General features: G+C 49.1%; 15 protein-coding genes. 13 read left to right on the top strand and 2 right to left on the bottom strand.

The window, feature by feature from the left end; translation table 11 throughout:
- Both NK638_RS06520 and NK638_RS06525 read right to left on the bottom strand, forming a co-directional pair.
- Positions 1 to 958 (bottom strand): magnesium transporter MgtE N-terminal domain-containing protein (locus NK638_RS06520; RefSeq protein ID WP_274632384.1); only part of this gene is annotated, 958 nt, incomplete at its 3' end.
- A gap of 163 nt (positions 959 to 1,121) precedes the next feature.
- On the bottom strand, positions 1,122 to 3,155 hold the full coding sequence (locus tag NK638_RS06525; protein WP_274632385.1) for a UvrD-helicase domain-containing protein: 2,034 nt from the start codon (positions 3,153 to 3,155) through the stop codon (positions 1,122 to 1,124).
- Between the two features lie 1,020 nt (positions 3,156 to 4,175).
- Here NK638_RS06525 and ndhC point away from each other — a divergent pair.
- The 13 genes from ndhC (at position 4,176) to NK638_RS06590 (ending at position 20,460) form a co-directional block, all read left to right on the top strand.
- Entirely contained in the window at positions 4,176 to 4,799 is a 624-nt protein-coding gene (gene ndhC, locus NK638_RS06530; protein ID WP_192994816.1) for an NADH-quinone oxidoreductase subunit A, read from the top strand.
- A 123-nt stretch (positions 4,800 to 4,922) separates the two neighbouring features.
- Positions 4,923 to 5,591, top strand: a complete 669-nt coding sequence (locus NK638_RS06535; protein WP_075101453.1) for a NuoB/complex I 20 kDa subunit family protein — start codon at positions 4,923 to 4,925, stop codon at positions 5,589 to 5,591.
- 145 nt (positions 5,592 to 5,736) lie between these two features.
- Positions 5,737 to 7,527, top strand: a complete 1,791-nt coding sequence (nuoC, locus tag NK638_RS06540) for an NADH-quinone oxidoreductase subunit C/D (protein ID WP_105244961.1) — start codon at positions 5,737 to 5,739, stop codon at positions 7,525 to 7,527.
- 172 nt (positions 7,528 to 7,699) lie between these two features.
- Complete coding sequence (gene nuoE / locus NK638_RS06545; RefSeq protein ID WP_075101455.1) at positions 7,700 to 8,209, top strand: NADH-quinone oxidoreductase subunit NuoE; 510 nt, start codon at positions 7,700 to 7,702, stop codon at positions 8,207 to 8,209.
- Positions 8,206 to 9,630, top strand: a complete 1,425-nt coding sequence (gene nuoF, locus NK638_RS06550; protein WP_274632386.1) for an NADH-quinone oxidoreductase subunit NuoF — start codon at positions 8,206 to 8,208, stop codon at positions 9,628 to 9,630. Before nuoE ends, nuoF begins: the two co-directional genes overlap by 4 nt.
- A 10-nt stretch (positions 9,631 to 9,640) precedes the next feature.
- Positions 9,641 to 12,712 (top strand): NADH-quinone oxidoreductase subunit NuoG, encoded by a 3,072-nt coding sequence (gene nuoG, locus NK638_RS06555; protein ID WP_274632387.1) that lies wholly within the window; start codon positions 9,641 to 9,643, stop codon positions 12,710 to 12,712.
- A gap of 52 nt (positions 12,713 to 12,764) precedes the next feature.
- Positions 12,765 to 13,757: an NADH-quinone oxidoreductase subunit NuoH gene (gene nuoH / locus NK638_RS06560; protein WP_274632393.1), complete on the top strand. Its 993-nt coding sequence runs from the start codon at positions 12,765 to 12,767 to the stop codon at positions 13,755 to 13,757.
- 55 nt (positions 13,758 to 13,812) lie between these two features.
- Entirely contained in the window at positions 13,813 to 14,361 is a 549-nt protein-coding gene (gene nuoI / locus NK638_RS06565) for an NADH-quinone oxidoreductase subunit NuoI (RefSeq protein ID WP_198335865.1), read from the top strand.
- Entirely contained in the window at positions 14,358 to 15,065 is a 708-nt protein-coding gene (gene nuoJ, locus NK638_RS06570; protein ID WP_274632388.1) for an NADH-quinone oxidoreductase subunit J, read from the top strand. The genes nuoI and nuoJ overlap by 4 nt, the downstream gene beginning before the upstream one ends.
- 98 nt (positions 15,066 to 15,163) lie before the next feature.
- On the top strand, positions 15,164 to 15,472 hold the full coding sequence (nuoK, locus tag NK638_RS06575; protein WP_075101564.1) for an NADH-quinone oxidoreductase subunit NuoK: 309 nt from the start codon (positions 15,164 to 15,166) through the stop codon (positions 15,470 to 15,472).
- A gap of 4 nt (positions 15,473 to 15,476) precedes the next feature.
- Positions 15,477 to 17,351 carry an NADH-quinone oxidoreductase subunit L gene (gene nuoL, locus NK638_RS06580; protein ID WP_274632389.1) on the top strand — a complete coding sequence of 625 codons (1,875 nt, stop codon included), beginning with the start codon at positions 15,477 to 15,479 and terminating at the stop codon, positions 17,349 to 17,351.
- A gap of 1 nt (position 17,352) precedes the next feature.
- Positions 17,353 to 18,978 carry an NADH-quinone oxidoreductase subunit M gene (gene nuoM, locus NK638_RS06585; RefSeq protein WP_201584991.1) on the top strand — a complete coding sequence of 542 codons (1,626 nt, stop codon included), beginning with the start codon at positions 17,353 to 17,355 and terminating at the stop codon, positions 18,976 to 18,978.
- Positions 18,979 to 18,981: 3 nt separating this feature from the next.
- Positions 18,982 to 20,460, top strand: coding sequence for an NADH-quinone oxidoreductase subunit N (locus NK638_RS06590; protein WP_075101463.1), 1,479 nt, complete (start codon positions 18,982 to 18,984; stop codon positions 20,458 to 20,460).
- The last annotated feature ends 209 nt before the right edge of the window (positions 20,461 to 20,669 follow it).

The raw sequence follows: 20,669 nt of genomic DNA on the forward strand, positions 1-20,669 counted from the left end.
CCGCCGCCGCCAATAGCGCGGTACACAGGTTGATACCGAGCCAGATACTACGGCTTTTGGCGCTGGTCAAGATAGGGGCAAACAGCTCCTCATCTTGGCTGACACCTGCGAGGTTTTTCATGGTGCTATCGACATCATCTTGGATAATCTCCATGATGTCCTCGGCATTCAACTGACCGACCAGCTCGCCATGGCTGTTGATGACGGGGGCAAAACGAATATCTTCTGAGCGAAAAATCGCCGCCGCATCGGTGATATCGAGGCGATCATTGATGGTGATAGCAGGGTCGATAAGCGCTGAGACCAAAGTGGTTTGATCATGTTTGATCAAATCCACCAAGCTTAGCAGTCCAAGCAACTGCTGGCTTTGATCGACGACCAACAGCTCTTGGCTTTCGTCATCGAGCAGATCGTCATTGTCGCGCAGCCAGTCTTGTACCTCAGCCAGCGTAATGTCGTCTCTGACCTGAATGGTATCAGGGTCCATATAGCGACCGACTTCCCAATCGGCATAGGTGTCGAGCTTATTGACCTGCACACGGATATCTTCGTCCAGCGTCGCCATCACCGAGGTGCGGACGCTGTCGGTCACCGTGTCCAAAATCTCCGAGATGTCTTGGGCATCTAGGTCTTGTGTAAACAGCGATATCTCTTTGGATGAGATGTTTTCCATCAACGGCTGGCGCGTATCGACTTCTAGCTCGGCCAGCACCTCACCTTTGATATTATCGGGTACTTGCTCCCAAATCAGCAGGCGGTCTTGTGTTGGAAAAGACTCAAGTAAGCTGGCAATTTCATATTCTGATTGCTTTTCTAAAAACGCAGTAATGTCCTCAAATGCCCTGTTAGCCACCAGACTTTGTAGATACAGCAGCTTGTACTCAGCGCTATACTCTGCAGGATTGTAATCTCCTTGCAGGGTCAATGGTCGTTCTTGTTCAGGCGGTGGCGTAGGCATAAAGGTTCCAATGTTTTTTACAAATGCTAGGACAGGTACTAGGGCGTGTCTTCAATTTACTCGGTAGTTGTCTCATCACGCAGCCATGTCGATGTTTTCTGTGCTGTGCCCTTATGATAACAAAGACGGAGACGAACTGCGCTCGCTGAACGTTTAGTAACCGTTAACGATTGCCCAATAATGCTCGAATATTGGCCAAATATTCATCAGCGACTTTTTCAGGGTCTTTGCTGGCTTTTTTCTTTTTGGCTTTGGCAGGCCAGTCGAGATGATCCTCTGGCAGCTCATCTAAAAACCGCGACTCGGAGGTGACGCGCATTTGTCCACCAGCGCGGCGCTGAGTTGCCAGCGTCAGCGTCAGCTCACGGCGCGCGCGGGTGATGCCCACGTACATCAAACGCCGCTCTTCTTCGATGGTCTCACTGATGATAGAGTTGCGATGCGGCAGCATCTCTTCTTCTAACCCCATGATATAGACAAAATCAAACTCCAAGCCTTTGGCCGCGTGCAGGGTCATCAGATTGACTTTATTGGTGTTTTCTTCTTCTTGCTGCTGCTCGAGCATATCGAGTAATACCAGTTTGCGAATGATGGTATCAATGGTGCGATCTTCATCGTCTTCTGCGCGGTTGATCAGTGACTGAATACTGGTGTAGAGCATGTCGATATTGTCAAGGCGGTTTTTTTCTTGCTGCGGCGTCTTGGCATCGCTACGGACAAAGTCGATATAGCCTGTCTCATCAATCATCTGGCGCACGATGGGCACAGGGTCAGGGTGCTGATCCAGCTCGCGGGTATAGTGCTCGATAAACTCGCCAAACTCCTTTATCGTACCATAGGCTTTGGATGGCAATACGTGCGAAAGACCTGCATGGGTACAAGAGGCGAGTAAGGAGATACTATGCTCTTGGGCAAATAAGCCTAACTTCTCAAGCGTCGCAGGCCCCATACCGCGTTTAGGCGTATTGATGATACGCAAAAACGCACTGTCGTCTTCTGGGTTTAATATCAGGCGCAGATAACCCATGATGTCTTTGATCTCACTGCGCGCAAAAAACGACTGACCGCCAGAGAGCTTATAGGGCACTTGCAATTGGCGCAATTGTGCCTCGAGCATACGTGCTTGGAAGTTACTGCGATAAAGCACCGCGTATTGTTCCCACTCGTTGCCAAAGCGCAGCTTGTGCGTGACGATTTCTTTGGCGACGCGCTCGGCCTCATCATCGTCATTACGGCAGTTGATGATGCGGATTTTTTCGCCTTGGCCTTTATCCGACCAGAGCTTTTTTTCAAATAAATGCTCGTTGTTAAGAATCACCGCGTTGGCTGAGGTCAAGATACGGGTGGTCGAGCGGTAGTTTTGCTCGAGCATGACGATTTTTAGTTTGGGAAAATCTTCTTTGAGCAGTGCCATGTTTTCAGGTTTGGCACCGCGCCACGCATAGATCGACTGATCGTCGTCGCCGACCACGGTAAAGCGACCTTGCGGCCCGACCAAGTATTTGATCATCTCATACTGGGCGGTGTTGGTATCTTGATACTCATCGACCAATAAGTAGCGAATGCGGTTTTGCCATTTGTCGCGCAGCTCCCTGTTTTCACGCAGTATCTTGGTCGGCAAGACGATCAAATCATCAAAATCCACAGCGTTATACGCACGCAGATTGCGCTCATATAAACCATATAGCGTGGCAAAGATCATGTCTTCTGGATCGTCTAGCGTCTCCATCGCCTTATCCGGCTCAATCAAGTCGTTTTTCCAGTCTGAGATCATCTTGATGGCTTTGCCGACCAGCTCACGACTCTCAGCGCCGCTTAGGTTGTCGCGCATCATCAGCTCCATCAGCAGGCGCTTACTGTCGTCGCTGTCCATGATAGAAAAATTGCCCTTGAGCGGCGTATGCATCAGCTCATAACGCAAAAACTGCAGACCAAATTGGTGAAAGGTTGAAACCGTCAGACCACGCATCTTTTCGCTAGGGAGTAGCTTGCCGACACGCGCTTTCATCTCGCGCGCCGCCTTGTTGGTAAAGGTCACCGCGGTGATACGCTCCGCTGGCATGTTGCACTCTTCAATTAGATACGCAATCTTGCGGGTGATCACTGATGTCTTACCAGAGCCGGCACCCGCCAGCACCAGTAGTGGGCCTGAGACGTAGAGCATGGCCTCGGATTGTTTGGGATTGAGTTGACTCATAACGTGACCTGTAAGACAAAAGCAAAAGATAAAATATCGTCGATTCTAAATAAAAGCGTCATGCGTTTATTGACTAGAAAGGCCGATAAAAATTTTCTGGCGTGCTATGCCGCTGCAGACAGAGGCTGCAAAAATTTCTATCAGCCTTGCTATAACATTTTATAGTGAACTGACTATAGCGGGATAAACACTGTACCGACAGCCGCTGGATAAAAATAAACCATCACTGTCATCTAAGAGGGACAAACAAATATTGCCAATATAGGCTAAGATTTTTCATCAGATATTTTTCATCAGATATCGTGCTATAGGTTTATCATTACCAAAGATGATTGAGACGCTGCCAAAGGTGTCTTTGTGCCAATGGCGAGACATCATTAAAATTCGGTGAGGTATTATAAAGCAAAAACAACGACTTTGGGGAGGAGATGGCCGCGCAGAGATGCCGAGTAAAGCCAAGTGGTTTTGCTCAATAATGATATGGTATCAGTTATAAGTAAAATTTATGGATTTGGGGTTAATATAAGGTAATGTCTATATCATAATTTATAGTAAAAAAAACATATTTTTTTTATAGAGAAAGTGACCGTCCAATACAGTTAAAAACTAGCTTTTGGGCACTGAAATGCGTATAGTACGTAAATAATTTATGCCAGTTGTCTCGTCCATTGTTGACTACGTGTAATGAGTTATTAAATCAATTAAGTAAGCAGTGCGATACGATATTGATTTAATAAGTTGATCTTACGTTGTTACAAGCGGGGTTAGACGACCAGCTTGCTCCGTATGTCTAGCGGAACCTCTACAGTTGGTCATGTCTGACATCGTCGTCAATACACTTGATAATTGGCTATTACCAGCACAGTACCTAATATGGTTATTTAGTCGTTACTTAAATACAGTGGCTCAATGACAGTCGCTTTGTGTTTTCGTCTGCGTCAAGCCTGCCGCTCACCGACCCTTGCTGGTCAGTCTCTGCGCGGCGCTTGATACTCGATTGGGTGAGGAGCACGTATTATCATGTCTGCTTTTAATTGGTCAGCAATTGCTTTTATCTTAGCCGCCATTGGGCTAGTTGTTTTTATGCTGGTCGTGCCGCGTTTGCTTGGCGGTCGCTCTCAAGGCTCACAAAAAGAAGAAGTGTTTGAAGCGGGTGTTGTCGGAGCAGGCAACGCCCGTATTCGTCTTTCTGCTAAATTTTATTTGGTGGCGATTTTCTTTGTGATTTTCGATTTAGAAGCGCTTTATCTTTATGCGTATGCCGTTTCAGTGCGCGAAGCCGGCTGGTTAGGGTTTGCTGCCGCCGCCATCTTTATCACAATCTTAATCATCGGTCTGATATATGAGCTGAGTCTGGGCGCGATGAACTGGGCACCAGCGGACAAGCGCCGCAAAAAACCTCGGCTACATGCTGCGCCAGCTGGTTTTAATTTGGCAGACATCACCCGTTTTGATGGCGCGCACGAGCTGATGGTCGATCCGACAGGTAAAGTCCCAGCGCAGTCATCAGGACAGATCAATGTCTCAAACAATATCGAGACCAATCGTCGTCATCTACAAAATATCGATCATATCAATACCACGGGCAATGTGACTTCCGTGGATTTTGCTACGTCTGCGCAAAAAGACAGTGTTGAGCGTTAAGACGGTCAAGCTGTACAAAACCTTAGGGTTTTATGATGGTATATCAATGATCACTTATGAATAATGGGCGCGCGCGGTGGCAAGATGATTGTCCTGCAGTGCCCCATATAAAGGTTGTATGTTATGAAATACACATTAACAAAAGCCAACCCTGATGCAGATACCTATCCTGCTCAGACCAGTCAAACGGTCAAAGACCCTATCGAAGATGAAGTCAATAAAAACGTCTTTATGGGTCGTCTCGAAGACCTTGTCCATTCAACAGCAAACTGGGGTCGCAAGCACTCGCTTTGGCCATTTAACTTTGGTACCTCTTGCTGTTATGTCGAATATGCCACCACGTTAACTGCGGTTCATGACTTGTCGCGCTTTGGTGCCGAAGTCATTCGCGCCTCGCCGCGTCAGGCCGATGTGATGATCGTTGCTGGGACTTGTTTTGTCAAAATGGCCCCTGTTATCCAGCGTCTTTATGAGCAAATGCTAGAGCCAAAGTGGGTCATATCAATGGGTGCCTGCGCCAACTCAGGCGGTATGTATGATATCTACTCTGTCGTACAAGGTGTGGATAAGATTATCCCTGTCGACGTTTATGTGCCAGGTTGTCCGCCGCGTCCAGAAGCGCTGATTCAGGGGCTGATGCTGCTACAAGAGTCTATTACCAAAGAGCGCCGTCCGCTGGGTGTCCATGTCAATGAGCAGGGTATCTACCAGCCGCAAATGACGCCTGAGCGCGACCGCAAACAGGCAGACCGTATCGCGGTAAAAAACCTGCGCAGTCCAGACAGTATCTAAGCGCGCTGTTAGCGCCAGCAGTTATGTAGTCTGGCGAGGGTTTTATCGTTAATAATTCGTAGACGTGCTCAGTACGCGTACGCCCATCACAGTTCGGTTATGATTAACATCGTTTAGTTATGATTAATGAAGGAATACATCATTCATGGTCACGGTAGTCGAAAACACAGATCCTAACAATAGGGGTCCTAAGAGCAAGCCTGCTCCAGCAGTCATCCAAGAGCTTACCCATAAATATGCTGGCAAGTTTGTAGTGCAGCATACGGTTGATGAGATTCCAACGGTGTGGGTGGCGCGCGCAGATTTGCTTGAGATATTGTTATTCTTGCGCAAGTTGCCCAAGCCCTATGTCATGCTATTTGACTTATCCGCGATAGATGAGCGGTTGCGCCAGCACCGTGCCGGTCTGCCAGATAGTGACTTTACGGTGTTTTATCATTTAATGTCGCTTGAGCGCAATAGTGATGTGCGTATCAAAGTGGCGCTAGATGAAGACGATTTGACGCTGCCGAGCGCCACGCAGATTTGGCCAAATGCCAATTGGTATGAGCGCGAAGTCTGGGATATGTTTGGGATTGTCTTTAGTGGCCATCCACATTTGACGCGCATCTTATTGCCGAAATACTGGGAAGGCCATCCACTGCGCAAAGAGTATCACGCGCGCGCCACTGAATTTACGCCGTATTTCCTAAACGCGGCAAAACAACAATACGAGCAAGAAAACCTGCGCTTTGTCCCAGAAGAGTGGGGTATGAAGCGCTCGGGCCGTGATGAAGACTTTATGTTTTTGAACATCGGGCCTAACCACCCCTCAGCGCATGGTGCTTTTCGTTTGGTACTACAGCTCGATGGCGAGGAAGTCGTTGATTGTATCCCTGATATTGGCTATCACCATCGCGGCGCAGAAAAGATGGCTGAGCGTCAGACGTGGCACTCATTTATCCCTTATACCGACCGTATCGATTATCTGGGCGGGGTGATGAATGAGCTGCCCTACATCATGTCGGTGGAAAAGCTCGCTGGTATTAAGGTGCCACCGCGCGCTGAGACCATCCGCGTGATGATGAGCGAGTTTTTCCGTATTACCAACAACCTATTGTATGTCGGTACCTTTATTCAGGATGCCGGTGGCATGACGCCGGTATTTTATATGTTTACCGACCGCCAAAAAGCCTATGATGTCATCGAAGCCGTCACCGGCTACCGTATGCATCCAGCGTGGTTCCGTATCGGCGGTACGGCTGCTGACCTGCCGCGTGGCTGGCAGCGCTTGGTACGTGAGTTTTTGGAGTGGATGCCCAAGCGTTTGGATGAGTATGTCAAAGCGGCACTACAAAACAGTGTGCTCAAGGGCCGTACTCAAGGCGTGGCACAGTACAATGCCAAGCAGGCTTTGGCTTGGGGTGTCACTGGAGCTGGTCTACGCGCGACAGGGGTGGACTTTGATTTGCGTAAGGCGCGTCCATACATGGGCTATGAGAATTTTGACTTTGAAGTGCCAGTTGGCTACAACGGTGATGCTTATGATCGCTGTATGGTAAAAGTCGAAGAGATGCGCCAGTCGCTGCGTATTATCCGCCAGTGTATGGACAACATGCCGCAAGGCCCGTACAAGGCCGACCATCCGCTAGCGGTACCACCGCCAAAGGACCGTACGCTAAATGACATTGAGACGCTGATCAACCACTTTATCTCTGTCTCTTGGGGCCCTGTGATGCCAGCGGGTGAGTGTGCCACCATCGTAGAAGCGACCAAAGGCCTCAACAGCTATTACATCACGTCTGACAAAGCCACGATGAGTTATCGCACTCGTATTCGCACCCCGACATTTGCTCATTTGCAGCAGATGCCGTCAGTGATTAATGGATCCTTGGTCTCTGATGCCATTATGTATCTGGCATCGATTGATATTGTGATGGCAGACTGTGACCGCTAGCGCTGTGATTTGAGATGAGTGTTTTTTTAAGATAAGTCAATCAATATATTATTGCCTGATGGCACGCCAAAATGCGATCACCTGTCAATATCATACAGTGTCTTTATGTCAGTGATGATAAGGCTGTAGTGGCTAGGTGCTTAGCATGATGAGTGAGGAAAGATAGAAGATTATGAAAATTGTTTCCGACAAAATGCCAAAAGTAGATGTGGCCAGCATCCTCACCCCTGAGGAGATTGCTGCCATTCATGAATATATGCATCACTATCCCCATGCGCGCGCCGCCTCGCTAGATGCGCTAAAAATCGTGCAAAAGCGCAATGGCTGGGTCGATGATGCGCAGGTCAATGCTATCGCCAATATATTAGACATTCCGATGTCGGATATGGACGGCGTTGCGACTTTCTTTAACCGTATTTATCGTCAGCCTGTCGGCCGTCACGTTATCCTGATTTGTGACTCAGTGGCCTGCTATCTAACAGGTTATGAGGCATTATCGGCTGAAATTCGATCACAGCTGGGTATCGAGTATGGGCAGACCACAGCTGATGGCCGTTTTACGCTATTACCGATTTGCTGCTTGGGTAACTGTGATAAAGGCCCTGCGGTGCTGATAGACGAAGACACTTATGGTCCTGTTCAGCCATCTGAGGTCGCGCAATTATTGGAGCTATACGCATGAGTTTAACGATTTCAGAGCAGATTGCTCGTCGCGGTCAAGGTAAAGCGCCAAGCCAGCTAAACGAACAGCGTATACCAATTTATGGCGATAAGGCGACCGCCACCAGCGAAACTAAACCATTGACTTGGCGTTTGGCGCATCATGATGCCGTTTTGGATTTAGCGACTTATGAGTCTCTACAAGGCTTTACGGGTTTAAAAAAAGCATTGTCCAAATCACCAAAAGAAGTCGGCAATATGATCAAGGCGGCCAATGTTAGAGGACGCGGCGGCGCTGGCTTTAACGCTGGTCTAAAGTGGTCGTTTATGTCGCCACCAGATGGCTTGCCGCGCTATCTCATCTGTAATGCTGATGAAATGGAACCAGGCACCTTTAAAGACCGTTTATTGATGGAGCGCCTACCGTTTCAGCTTATCGAAGGTATGCTCATTACTGCGCATTCGATCGGTGCCACCGATGGTTATATCTTTATCCGCGGCGAGTACATCTTAGCTGCTGAGCGCTTGGTCACAGCTATTGAAGAATGTCTAGCCAACAACCTGATGGGCGACAACATTCTTGGCTCAGATTTTAGCTTTAATCTGCACGTACATACGGGTGCTGGCCGCTATATCTGCGGTGAAGAAACCGCTTTAATCAACTGCCTAGAAGGTCGCCGCGCCAACCCTCGTACCAAGCCGCCGTTTCCGCAAATCTCTGGGGCGTGGGGCAGACCGACGGTGGTCAATAACGTCGAGACGTTAAATAATATGCCTGCGATTCTCAATCATGGTGTCGAGTGGTATCAGTCACTATCGAAAATCAAAGGCAAAAGCGAAACCCCTGGTACTAAGCTCTTTGGCTGCTCAGGATTGGTCAATGACCCAGGTCTATGGGAGCTGCCATTTGGCTATACCGCTCGCGAGATCATCGAAGAGTTGGCTGGCGGCATGAAAGATGGCAAAACACTCAAAGCATGGTTGCCTGGTGGTGCCTCGACCGACTTTTTGACCACAGAGCATTTGGACGTGGTGATGGATTTTGACACCATTCAAAAAGCCGGTAGCCGTATGGGTACTGGGCTGATTATGGTCGTCGATGAAGCGCAGGACATGGTGCCGCTGCTGCGCAATCTTGAGATTTTCTTTCAGCGTGAGTCATGCGGTTGGTGCACGCCATGCCGTGATGGTCTGCCGTGGGGTGTCAAGCTGCTTACCGCCATCAATGATGGTGAGGGACAAGTCGGCGATGTGGAAAAACTAGAAGGCCTCACCCGTGACTTGTGGATCGGCAAAACATTCTGTGCCCATGCGCCTGGTGCGATGGAGCCACTGATGAGTGCGATTAAATATTTCCGTCCTGAGTTTGATCAAAAAATCGCGCAGGCGGTTGGTGTCGATGTCATTGATGCGGCAGCCAACCAACAGCCAGAAGTGAAATAAGGAGAGCGGCATGGCAGTCATACATATTGATGGTACCACTGTCGAAGTAGATAGCAGCGATAACTTGCTGCAAGCCTGCTTATCACTCGGCATTGATGTGCCGTATTTTTGTTATCATCCAGCCCTTGGCTCGGTCGGCTCGTGCCGTCAGTGCGCAGTCAAGCAGTTCCAAAACAAAGACGATATGGAAGCAGGCCGCGGTCGTCTGGTGATGTCTTGCATGGTCGCTCCTGGCGATGACATGTATATCTCAGTGACGGATGACGAAGCCAAAGCATTCCGCAAGTCGATGGTTGAGCTACTCATGACCAACCATCCGCATGACTGTCCAACCTGTGAAGAAGGCGGGCATTGTCACTTGCAAGACATGACCTATATGTCAGGTCATAGCCGTCGTCGTTATCGCTTTACTAAGCGCACGCATCATAACCAAGACCTTGGGCCATTTATCGCGCATGAGATGAACCGCTGTATCGCGTGCTATCGCTGTGTGCGTTTTTATAAAGACTACGCAGGCGGCGAAGATTTGGGCGTTTATGGCTCAAACAACCGTGTGTACTTTGGCCGTGATAAAGACGGTCAGTTCGAAAGCGAGTTTTCAGGCAACTTAACCGAAGTGTGCCCAACTGGGGTATTCACTGACAAAACGCATTCTGATCGCTACAATCGTAAATGGGACATGCAGTATGCGCCCAGCATCTGTCATGGCTGCTCGGCGGGCTGTAATATCTCGCCAGGTGAGCGTTATGGCGAGCTGCGCCGTATCGAAAACCGCTATAATGGTGACGTAAACCGCTATTTCTTATGTGACCGTGGCCGCTTTGGTTATGGCTATGTCAACCGCGCTGATCGTCCAACCCAAGCGCTTGAGCGTATCAATGACAAACACGTCAAAATCAATATTGACTACGCGCTTGATGAAACCATCAAACGCATCAAAGACAAAAAAGTCATCGGTATTGGCTCTCCGCGCGCCAGTCTTGAGACCAACTTTGCGCTAAAAAATCTGGTCGGATTTGATAACTTTTCAACCGGCCTCAATCATCAGCAGCAAGCATTGGTCAATAAATGTATCGAAGTGCTCAGCACTGAAGGTATCTATAATCCTAGCATGGCTGATATCGAAGCACATGACGCTGTGCTGGTGTTGGGCGAAGACATCACCCAAACTTCATCACGTGTCGCACTGTCAGTACGTCAAGCCGCGAAAAACGAAGGCTTAAAAATGGCGGCGGCGCTGCAAACGCAGCCTTGGCTTGCCGAGCCTGTCAAGCGTATCGCGCAAGACGCGTTAAGCCCAGTCTATGTCATCGATGTGACCCAAACCAAGCTAGAAGACATCAGCAAAGCCAGCGTGGTAGCGACTCCTGAAGATATTGTTAAACTTGGTTTTAAAGTTGCTGATGAGATTGCAAGTCTGGCAGATGATTTGACGCAGATTGTAGCGCCGCAAGCGGATACTGCCGAGCGCGAGACCGATGCAATGCAGGCACTCGCGCAGCAAATTGCATATGATTTGATTCAAGCCGATCAGCCGCTGGTGGTTTCGGGTAGCAGCTTATCTTCTACCGCACTGATAGAAGCAGCGGCGCAGATTACCCAAGCGTTGACCCAAAAACGTGCGGCAATCAAAGCGACTGAGCAACAGCAGGTTGAGGCACATAATGCCAAAGTACAGGCAGCACAAGCGAAAGCGGCTAATGACCAGCCTGAAGAAGACCAAGATTTATCTGCTAAGCCGAACAAACCTGAAACAGGCGTGAATACAGAAGCGCAGGATGATGTCGAGCGCGAGCCTGCTGAAAACCTTGAGTTAAAAGAAGTAAATAACAGGTATCAGGCACAAGCAGGTATCTATCTAACGGTTCCTGATGCCAATAGCATGGGCGTTTGTATGCTTGGCGGTCAGTCAGTTGAAGAGCTACTAGCCACTGACTTTGATGTGGTGGTGGTTGCAGAAAACCAGCTGACCGATGCCATTGATGCCAATAAGTTGACGCAGTTACTCGCTGATAAGACCGTCATCGCCCTTGATCATCAGCTGCTTGATTGGCACAAAGACGTCGACATCGTCTTGCCAGCCGCCAGTTTTGCCGAAGCGGATGGTACGCTTATCTCTGCTGAGGGCCGTGCGCAGCGCTTCTTCCAAGTTTATGATAATGAATATTATCATCCAATGAGCAGTATCAAAGAAGGCTGGCGCTGGTTACATGCGGTGCATAGCAGTATCGAAGGCCGTGATGTCGATTGGACACAGCTCGATGATGTCATCAATGCATTGATCGCCACCCATCCAAAGCTTGCTGGTATCAAGAGCGCCGCGCCCGAGGCAGACTACCGTATCACGGGTCTTAAAATTGCGCGTCAGCCGCGGCGTTACTCTGGTCGTACTGCCATGCGTGCGCCGATCTCAGTGCATGAGCCAATGCAGCCAAAAGACTTGGATACAGGATTGACTTTCTCTATGGAAGGCTACACGGGCAAACAAACACCAAGCTCGATGATTCCTTTTGCTCATGCTGCTGGCTGGAACTCGCCGCAAGCATGGAACAAATACCAAGACAAAGTCGGTGGTCATCTAAAAAACGGTGACCCAGGCGTGCGTTTGTTCGATATGCTCGAGCGCCTACCGACACGTCAGTATGTCGCACCAGAAGCCCTGTCTGCGACCACGACTGACATGCAGCAGGGACAAGCCAAACTGGTGCCTATCTATAACATCTATGCCAGCTCAATGATGGCATCGCGCAGTCCTATCGTCGCCGAACAGCTGCCGGTGGCGGCATGGCGTATTGGTATGGATGATGCCAAAGACTGGAATGTTGCCGCTGGTGATTACTTAGCAATCGAGATTGACAAACAGCAAATCACCCTGCCAGTACAGATTGTCGGTTATCTAGCAGAAGGCTGTATTGGTTATCCTGTCGGGCAGGTGAGCATCATTCACCCTTCGATGCCAGCCTCAGTCCGTAAAGTCGATGCGCCCGTGACAATGAGGGGCGATATGGCGGATAGTGCTGACGATACCACCAACCGCGCAGCGCCAACCAGCACCGCGCCGACCACCACACAGGAGGTGTAATATGCAAGTTACCCGTATTATCCCTGATGTGCCAAGCTTTTTGGCCAGTAGTATGAGCTTTGATACTTGGTCCGTTTTATTTATGGTGGTGCAAGCACTGGTCATATTTTTGGTGGTCGTTATCGTGGCGGCGGTGATGATTGTCTATGAGCGCCGCATGCTTGCCTTATGGCAAGATCGTTATGGCCCCAACCGTGTCGGGCCGTTTGGCTCCTTGCAGCTGGTCGCTGATATGCTCAAAATCTTCTTTAAAGAAGACTGGACACCAAACTTCACCGATAAGTTTATATTTACCTTGGCACCTGCGGTCGCTATGTTTACCGCATTGGCCTCATTTGCCATTATTCCTATTTCGCCGACCTTAGGCGTTGCAGATTGGGATATCGGTATTTTGTTCTTTTTTGCCATGGCAGGTATCGCTGTTTATGCGGTGATGTTTGGCGGCTGGGCGTCTGCCAACAAGTTCTCGCTATTGGGCGGCCTACGCTCGGCGGCACAAACCATCAGTTATGAAGTTTTCTTAGGCTTATCATTGATGGGCGTGGTGGCCTTGACCGGCTCGTTTAATTTGCGCGAAATCGTTGAGTCACAGATTGACGGCTGGTATATCATTCCGCAGTTTTTTGGCTTTTTGACCTTTGTGGTCGCTGGTGTGGCGGTGACCCACAGGCATCCGTTTGATCAGCCAGAGGCCGAGCAAGAGCTGGCTGAAGGGTATCATGTCGAATACTCCGGTATGAAGTTCGGTATGTTCTTCATTGGGGAATATGTCAACGTCGTCCTGATTTCAGCCTTGATGACCTGCTTGTTTTTTGGCGGTTGGCTGGCGCCGTTTAATTTAGATATTCCATTTATTCCACCAGCTTTTTGGTTCATGATTAAGACGCTGTTTTTTATGACCCTATTTGTTTTGGCTCGAGGCTCACTCATGCGTCCGCGCTATGATCAGGTGATGAACTTTGGCTGGAAAGTCTGCCTGCCAGTGACGCTGATTAACTTAATCGTTACTGCTGCAGTCATTTTGATCTTTTCTCCAACGTTGTAATCATTGCTAGCCATCATTGATGAACTAGGGTAAAGCTGATAAGGATAATAATCCCATGTTTACTACCATAAAAAAGACCGTCATTGGTATCTTTACCATTGTCCGCAGCATGTGGATGGTCAACAGTCATGCGCTTAGGCCACGTGACACCATTCTTTATCCTGAAGAGCCAGTGCCAGTGCCGCCACGCTTTCGCGGGCGTATTGTGCTGACGCGTGACCCTGATGGTGATGAGCGCTGTGTGGCGTGTAACCTATGTGCCGTCGCCTGCCCAGTAGGCTGTATCTCACTACAAAAAGCCGAGCGTGACGATGGACGCTGGTATCCAGAGTTTTTTCGTATTAACTTTTCGCGCTGTATCTTTTGCGGAATGTGCGAAGAAGCCTGTCCGACGACAGCAATTCAGCTGACGCCAGATTTTGAGCTGGGTGAGTATAAGCGCCAAAACTTGGTCTATGAAAAAGAGCATTTGCTCATCTCAGGTCCAGGCAAATATCCTGATTATAACTATTATCGTGTGACCGGTATGGCGGTAGCGGAAAAACCAAAAGGCGCTGCTCAAAACGAAGCGGCACCGATTGATCTAAGGAGCTTGCTACCATGATGACTATTTTAAACAGCCCTGAGCTGGCAGGGTTTTATGCGCTGGCTGCTGTGGCGATATTTGCCAGCCTGCGCGTGGTGACGCAGGCCAATCCAGTACATGCCATCTTGTCGATGATTGTGTCTTTGCTCGCCATCGCAGGGATTTTCTTTGTCTTAGGTGCGCCGTTTGCAGGGGCGCTAGAGATCGTCGTCTATGCTGGCGCTATCATGGTGTTGTTCGTCTTTGTCATTATGATGCTCAACTTGGGCATGAGTAATGATGAGCGCGAAGAGCGCTGGCTCGATGCTGGCACGTGGGCGCTGCCGACCGGCCTGACGGTTATCATCGGCGTTGTACTGTATGCGATGATAGGTATGGGGCATGATGACGCGGCGATGATTGGTGGTACCACCATCTCTGCCAAAGCAGTCGGTACGGTGCTCTTTACCAAATACGTCATGCTCATCGAGGTGGCGGCGCTACTGCTGCTAGCCGCTTTGGTTGCCGCCTACCACTTGGGCAAAGAGACGAAAGATGATGAAGTCATCGGCAATGGTAGACAAGACGTGCAGCCAGCTGTCGGCAGTATCAAATCATATGATAACGACGATAGCCATGCAGCACAGATGGCGCAGCCTTATGAATACAAAGATGTTGACCCGCATGACTATGTCGGTAAGCAAGTAGGTGTACAACGAGTCACGCGCAAGGAGTCAGACTGATGGTACTAGCAGCGAGCGTGGCACAAGATGTGTCAAACGTGCCGTTTGCCCACGAGGTAGCAGGCTTAGTACAGCCAGCTGCTGAGGCGCAAAATGTACTGGGTATGATACCCATGAGTCATGGACTGATTTTGGCAGGTATTTTATTTGCCATCGGTCTGTGCGGCGTCATGGTACGACGTAACTTTTTATTTATGCTAATGAGTCTTGAGATTATGATGAACGCGACGGCATTGGCATTTGTAGTAGCAGGCAGTCGCTGGGTCGATCCAGATGGGCAGATTATGTTTATCTTTATTTTGACTTTGGCCGCGGCTGAAGCTTCAATCGGTCTGGCAATATTATTGCGGTTTTATCATAAGCGTGGGCATCTCGATGTCGATAGCGCCAATGAGATGAAAGGATGATGTCATGAGTTTATTACCATTAACCTTTATATTCCCGCTCATTGGCTTTTTAATCTTAGCCTTTATGCGCGATAAACTCACCGAGCAGGTGGCGAGGATAGTCGGTGTCGGTAGTATGCTGCTATCTGCGCTTTGTACGCTCGTCGTCAGCTATACTTTTTTGACCAGTTACCCTGCAGGTACGGTCGTCGAGATGCCGCTGTGGACGTGGTTTCAGGTCGGGGATTTTGCTCCGAGCTTTGGGCTGAGTTTTGATGGCTTGGCATTGACCATGACAGGCATCATCACGGGCATCGGTTTTTTGATTCATATGTTTGCCGCTTGGTACATGAAAGGCGATACCGGCTTTGCCCGTTTCTTTAGCTATATGAACTTATTTGTCGCCAGTATGTTGTTGCTGGTGTTAGCAGATAACTTGTTTTTGCTGTATCTGGGCTGGGAAGGCGTGGGTATTTGTTCGTACTTGCTGATTGGTTATTATTACCACGACAGAGCCAATGGCCGCGCAGCGATGAAAGCCTTTACGGTCACGCGTGTCGGTGATGTATTTTTAGCCTTTGGTTTGTTTTTATTGTTTCGCGAGTTCGGCACGCTGCATATTCAAGAGATTATCACCCGCGCGCCCGAAGTCTTTGACCTAAACAACCCCATAATGATGCTCTCCACTATGATGCTGGTGGGCGGCGCGATGGGTAAATCAGCCCAGTTGCCACTACACACATGGCTTGCTGATGCGATGGCAGGTCCGACGCCAGTATCGGCATTGATTCACGCCGCGACGATGGTCACCGCAGGGGTGTATTTAATCGCCCGCCTGCATCCATTGTTTGAGCTAACGCCAGGTATTTTATTGTACTGGGTCGGCGGTGTCGGGGCGTTAACGCTTGTGGTCGCTGGATTTTGTGCGCTGGCGCAAACCGATATCAAACGTATCCTTGCTTACTCGACCATGAGTCAGATTGGCTATATGTTTTTGGCCTTAGGCGTGGGCGCGTGGCAAGGGGCTATCTTCCATTTGATGACCCATGCTTTTTTTAAGGCGCTGTTGTTCTTGGCATCAGGTGCGGTCATTCTAGCGGTACATCATGAGCAAGACATCTTTAAGATGGGCGGCTTACGCAAAAAGATACCTTTGGTATTTTGGTGTTATATCGTCGGTGGCGGAGCACTCGCTGCGATACCTTGGGTCACCGTTGGTTTTTATTCTAAAGAAGCGATTCTTTGGGAAACCTATGCCACCGGTCACTTAGTACTATTTTACATGGGCGTGTTTGGTGCATTTTTAACGGCAATTTATACCTTCCGTATGATCTGGATTGTCTTTTTTGGTAAAGAAAAGACCCATGCGCATAAGCTGTCAGGGGTGTCATATTGGTTACCACTTACCGTGCTTTTGGTACTATCGACCGCTGTCGGTGCGTGGATTACGCCGCCATTGCAAGGTGTATTGCCCCAGAGTGTTGGGCATCTATTAGAAGTGGCTGGTCACGCAGAGGCCAAGCATACTGCAGAGTATATCGCCATGGGTGCGATGCTGGCAGGTTTGGTATTGGCCGCGCTGTTATATGTGGTCAATAAAGGTCGCCTGCTTACCAGCTTTAAGCGCTCGCGTATCGGCGGCGCGCTGTATCACTGGTGCTATCACGGCCTAGGTTTCGATGCGCTATACGATTTACTTTTTGTAAAACCCTTTTTGTTCATCGGCCGCTTATTAAAAGCCGACCCTATCGATAAAACGTGGTATGTCTTACCTAAGCTGGCATCAGCAGGTAATAAGGTATTGTCTGCGACGCAAACAGGGTCACTTCGAGGTTACGCTGCAAGCTTTGGCTTAGGCGTTGCTGTATTGCTCGTGCTGGTAATGATAACGGTGGTATAAGATGATTGAGTTACAACAAACGTGGATGCTACCAGCATTGATTGCAATTCCTTTTATTGCAGGGTTGCTATGCTGGCTGGTAGAGCGGATTAATAAACGTCTGCCGCGCTGGATCGCCTTAATCGGGATGATCATAACCTTTGCTTTGTCACTCGTGCTATGGCAGTACGGCGACTATAGCGGTATGAGTAAGCAGGTGATCGCGCCAGATGCAAACGTGCCATGGGTCGCTGAGTTTAGTGTGCCGTGGATACCAAGCTTTGGTATCAGCTTTCATTTGGCGCTAGATGGTTTGTCGCTGCTGATGGTGGGTCTAACAGGGCTGCTCGGTATTGCCGCTGTCGCTTGTTCGTGGAACGAGATTCAGCGCCGTGTGGGTTTTTTCCATCTCAACTTACTATGGAGCTTGGGCGGTGTCATCGGTGTGTTCTTAGCCATTGATCTGTTTTTGTTCTTCTTCTTTTGGGAGATGATGCTGGTTCCTATCTACTTCTTGATCGCGCTATGGGGTCATGATGTGGTGGGCAAAACCAAAGAGTACGCAGCGACCAAGTTCTTTATTTATACCCAAGCGTCTGGGCTAATCATGCTCATCGGTATCTTGGTGTTGGTCATTATCAGCTATGCGCAAACTGGGGTGGTCAGCTTTAATTATAATGACTTGCTCGGTACCTCGCTTGGCGGCTGGGAATATCCCATTATGCTGTGCTTCTTTATCGGTTTTGCGGTGAAGTTGCCAATTGTACCTTTTCATGGCTGGTTGCCTGATGCGCACGCTCAAGCACCAACAGCAGGTTCGGTGGATTTGGCTGGGGTTCTAATTAAGACTGCGGCCTATGGTTTGATTCGTTTTGTCTTGCCATTATTTCCAGCCGCGTCGCAAGAGTTTGCACCGATTGCCATTACCTTGGGGACGATTGGTATCTTTTATGGGGCGTGGCTCGCCTTTATGCAGACCGACATGAAGCGTCTATTGGCATATACCAGTGTCTCGCACATGGGCTTTGTGGTATTAGCCATCTATGCTGGTACGCTCATCAGCTTACAAGGCCTGATGATTCAGATGCTGGCGCACGGGCTTAGCTCGGCGGCACTCTTTATCATGGCAGGACAGCTGTATGAGCGCTTACATACGCGCGATCTGACTTTGATGGGCGGTATGTGGGGTCAGTTCCGCTACTATGCACCGATACTGATGTTCTTTTGCGCCGCTTTATTGGGTATCCCGGGTACGGGTAACTTCATTGGCGAATTTATGATCTTATTTGGCTCATTTGCTCAGTATCCTGTGTTTGTGGTTTTTGCTACGTTCAGCTTGGTATTTGCAGGCCTATACTCGCTCATTTTGATTCACCGCGCCTTGTTTGGTAAAAACAATATCGAAGCGCTGGCGATACACGAAACCAAATCGCATGGTCTGCCGACGCGTAGACTAAAAGATTTGGGCAAACGTGAGCTTTCGTTGCTGCTTATGTTAGCAGCAGGTTTGGTCTGGCTAGGATTGTATCCGCAGCCATTCCTCGATACGTCAAGTCACGCCATGCAGTGGATCAATAATGCATATATATACAGTCAAGTCACACAGGTAGATGCCATGCAACTGCTTGATGCAATGGAGGCACGTTAAGTCATGAATGATATTACGATGAATGATTTGATGGGATTGCTACCTTACGCACCGATTATCGCCGTAGTGATTACGGTGTTGGTGGTGATGATTGCCATCGCGGTAAAACGTTCACATATGGTGACAGGTACTGTTACGGTGGTGGGCTTAAACATTGGGCTATTTACCTTGCTGGCGCAGATGGCGGGTATTGTCAGTAGCGGCGCGGCTGCGCCTAGCGCTGAGCAGTTATTTATCATCGATAATTTTGCTCAGTTTAATATGGTGGTGATTTTTATCTGTGCATTGGCGTGCTGTACGCTGTCTTATGCTTATCTTGCCAACCTAAAGGACAATAAAGACGAGCTGTATCTGCTGATGTTGCTATCGACAATCGGCGCGCTGCTGATGGTCAGTGCTCAGCATTTGGCGGCGTTCTTTATGAGCCTTGAGATGCTATCGATACCGCTATATGGCTTATTGGCCTATACTTATATGCGTAATCGTTCGCTTGAGTCGGGGCTGAAGTATCTGGTGCTATCAGCGACCGCATCGGCCACACTACTGATGGGCATGGCCTTTATCTACGCTGAGGTGGGCGCGCTGGCGTTCAAACCGATCAGCTTGGTATTGGGTAATGTATTTGAGTCGCCACTCTTGATACTTGGGGCGGCGATGATGCTGTTCGGTATTGCCTTTAAACTCTCAGCAGCTCCTTTTCATATGTGGACCCCCGATGTCTATGAGGGTGCACCAGCTCCTATCGCTACGTTTTTGGCGTCTGTCTCAAAAGTGGCGATGATGGCTTTGGCCGTGCGTTTCTTAATCGATACTGCGTTATTGGCGCTGCCGTCTGTACAGATACTGCTGATGGTGATGGCGACCTTATCGATATTGGTAGGTAACTTACTAGCCGTACGTCAGACCAGTCTCAAGCGCTTATTGGGTTATTCATCCATTGCGCATATGGGTTATGTGCTGATCGTTATTGTTAGTATCGGTACCGCAGCCGATAGCATCTCTAGCATGTATATGGCGGTCTATGCCTTTACCTCTATCGGTGCCTTTGGGGTAGTGACCTTGATGTCGAGTCCTTATCGCTTGGCAGGTGAGGCCGATGAGCTGACTCACTATCAAGGGCTATTTTGGCGTCGTCCCGTGCTGACGGCGGTCATGACTATTATGATGCTGTCACTGGCTGGTATTCCGCTTACCGCAGGCTTTATCACCAAGCTGTTTGCGATATTGGCAGCGGTACAAGGGACCAACTGGTTCTTGGCTGCGATGATTATCCTAGGCAGTGCCATCGGTCTGTTTTATTACTTGCGCGTGTTGCTTACTTTATTTAAACGTCCTAAGCAATTCATCGAGTTTGATGTGGCAGGACAGTGGGGTATTCGCACGGGTGGTATCATGGTCATCGCCGTCACAGCGATTATTTTATTCTTTGGTATCTTGCCAAACAGTATGATTGAGTGGGCGAGCATGGCACGTATCTGGTAATGTACTGATAGTAATATGCTGATAGATAGGTAGCAGACAAACCGCTACAGTGTGGCAATCTATCGTGCCGCCCGTCCGCTGTGATGGCAAACCACCCAAGATGCGCCAGCTTTATGATAAGCTTGGCGCATCTTTTGGTTTGGCCCCTTTAAAAACAAATAAACACAACCATCAATAGAAGTATTAAAAGAAAACGACTAATAAAAACG

The sequence above is a fragment of the Psychrobacter sp. A3 genome, assembly GCF_028823565.1.
GTDB lineage: Bacteria > Pseudomonadota > Gammaproteobacteria > Pseudomonadales > Moraxellaceae > Psychrobacter > Psychrobacter celer.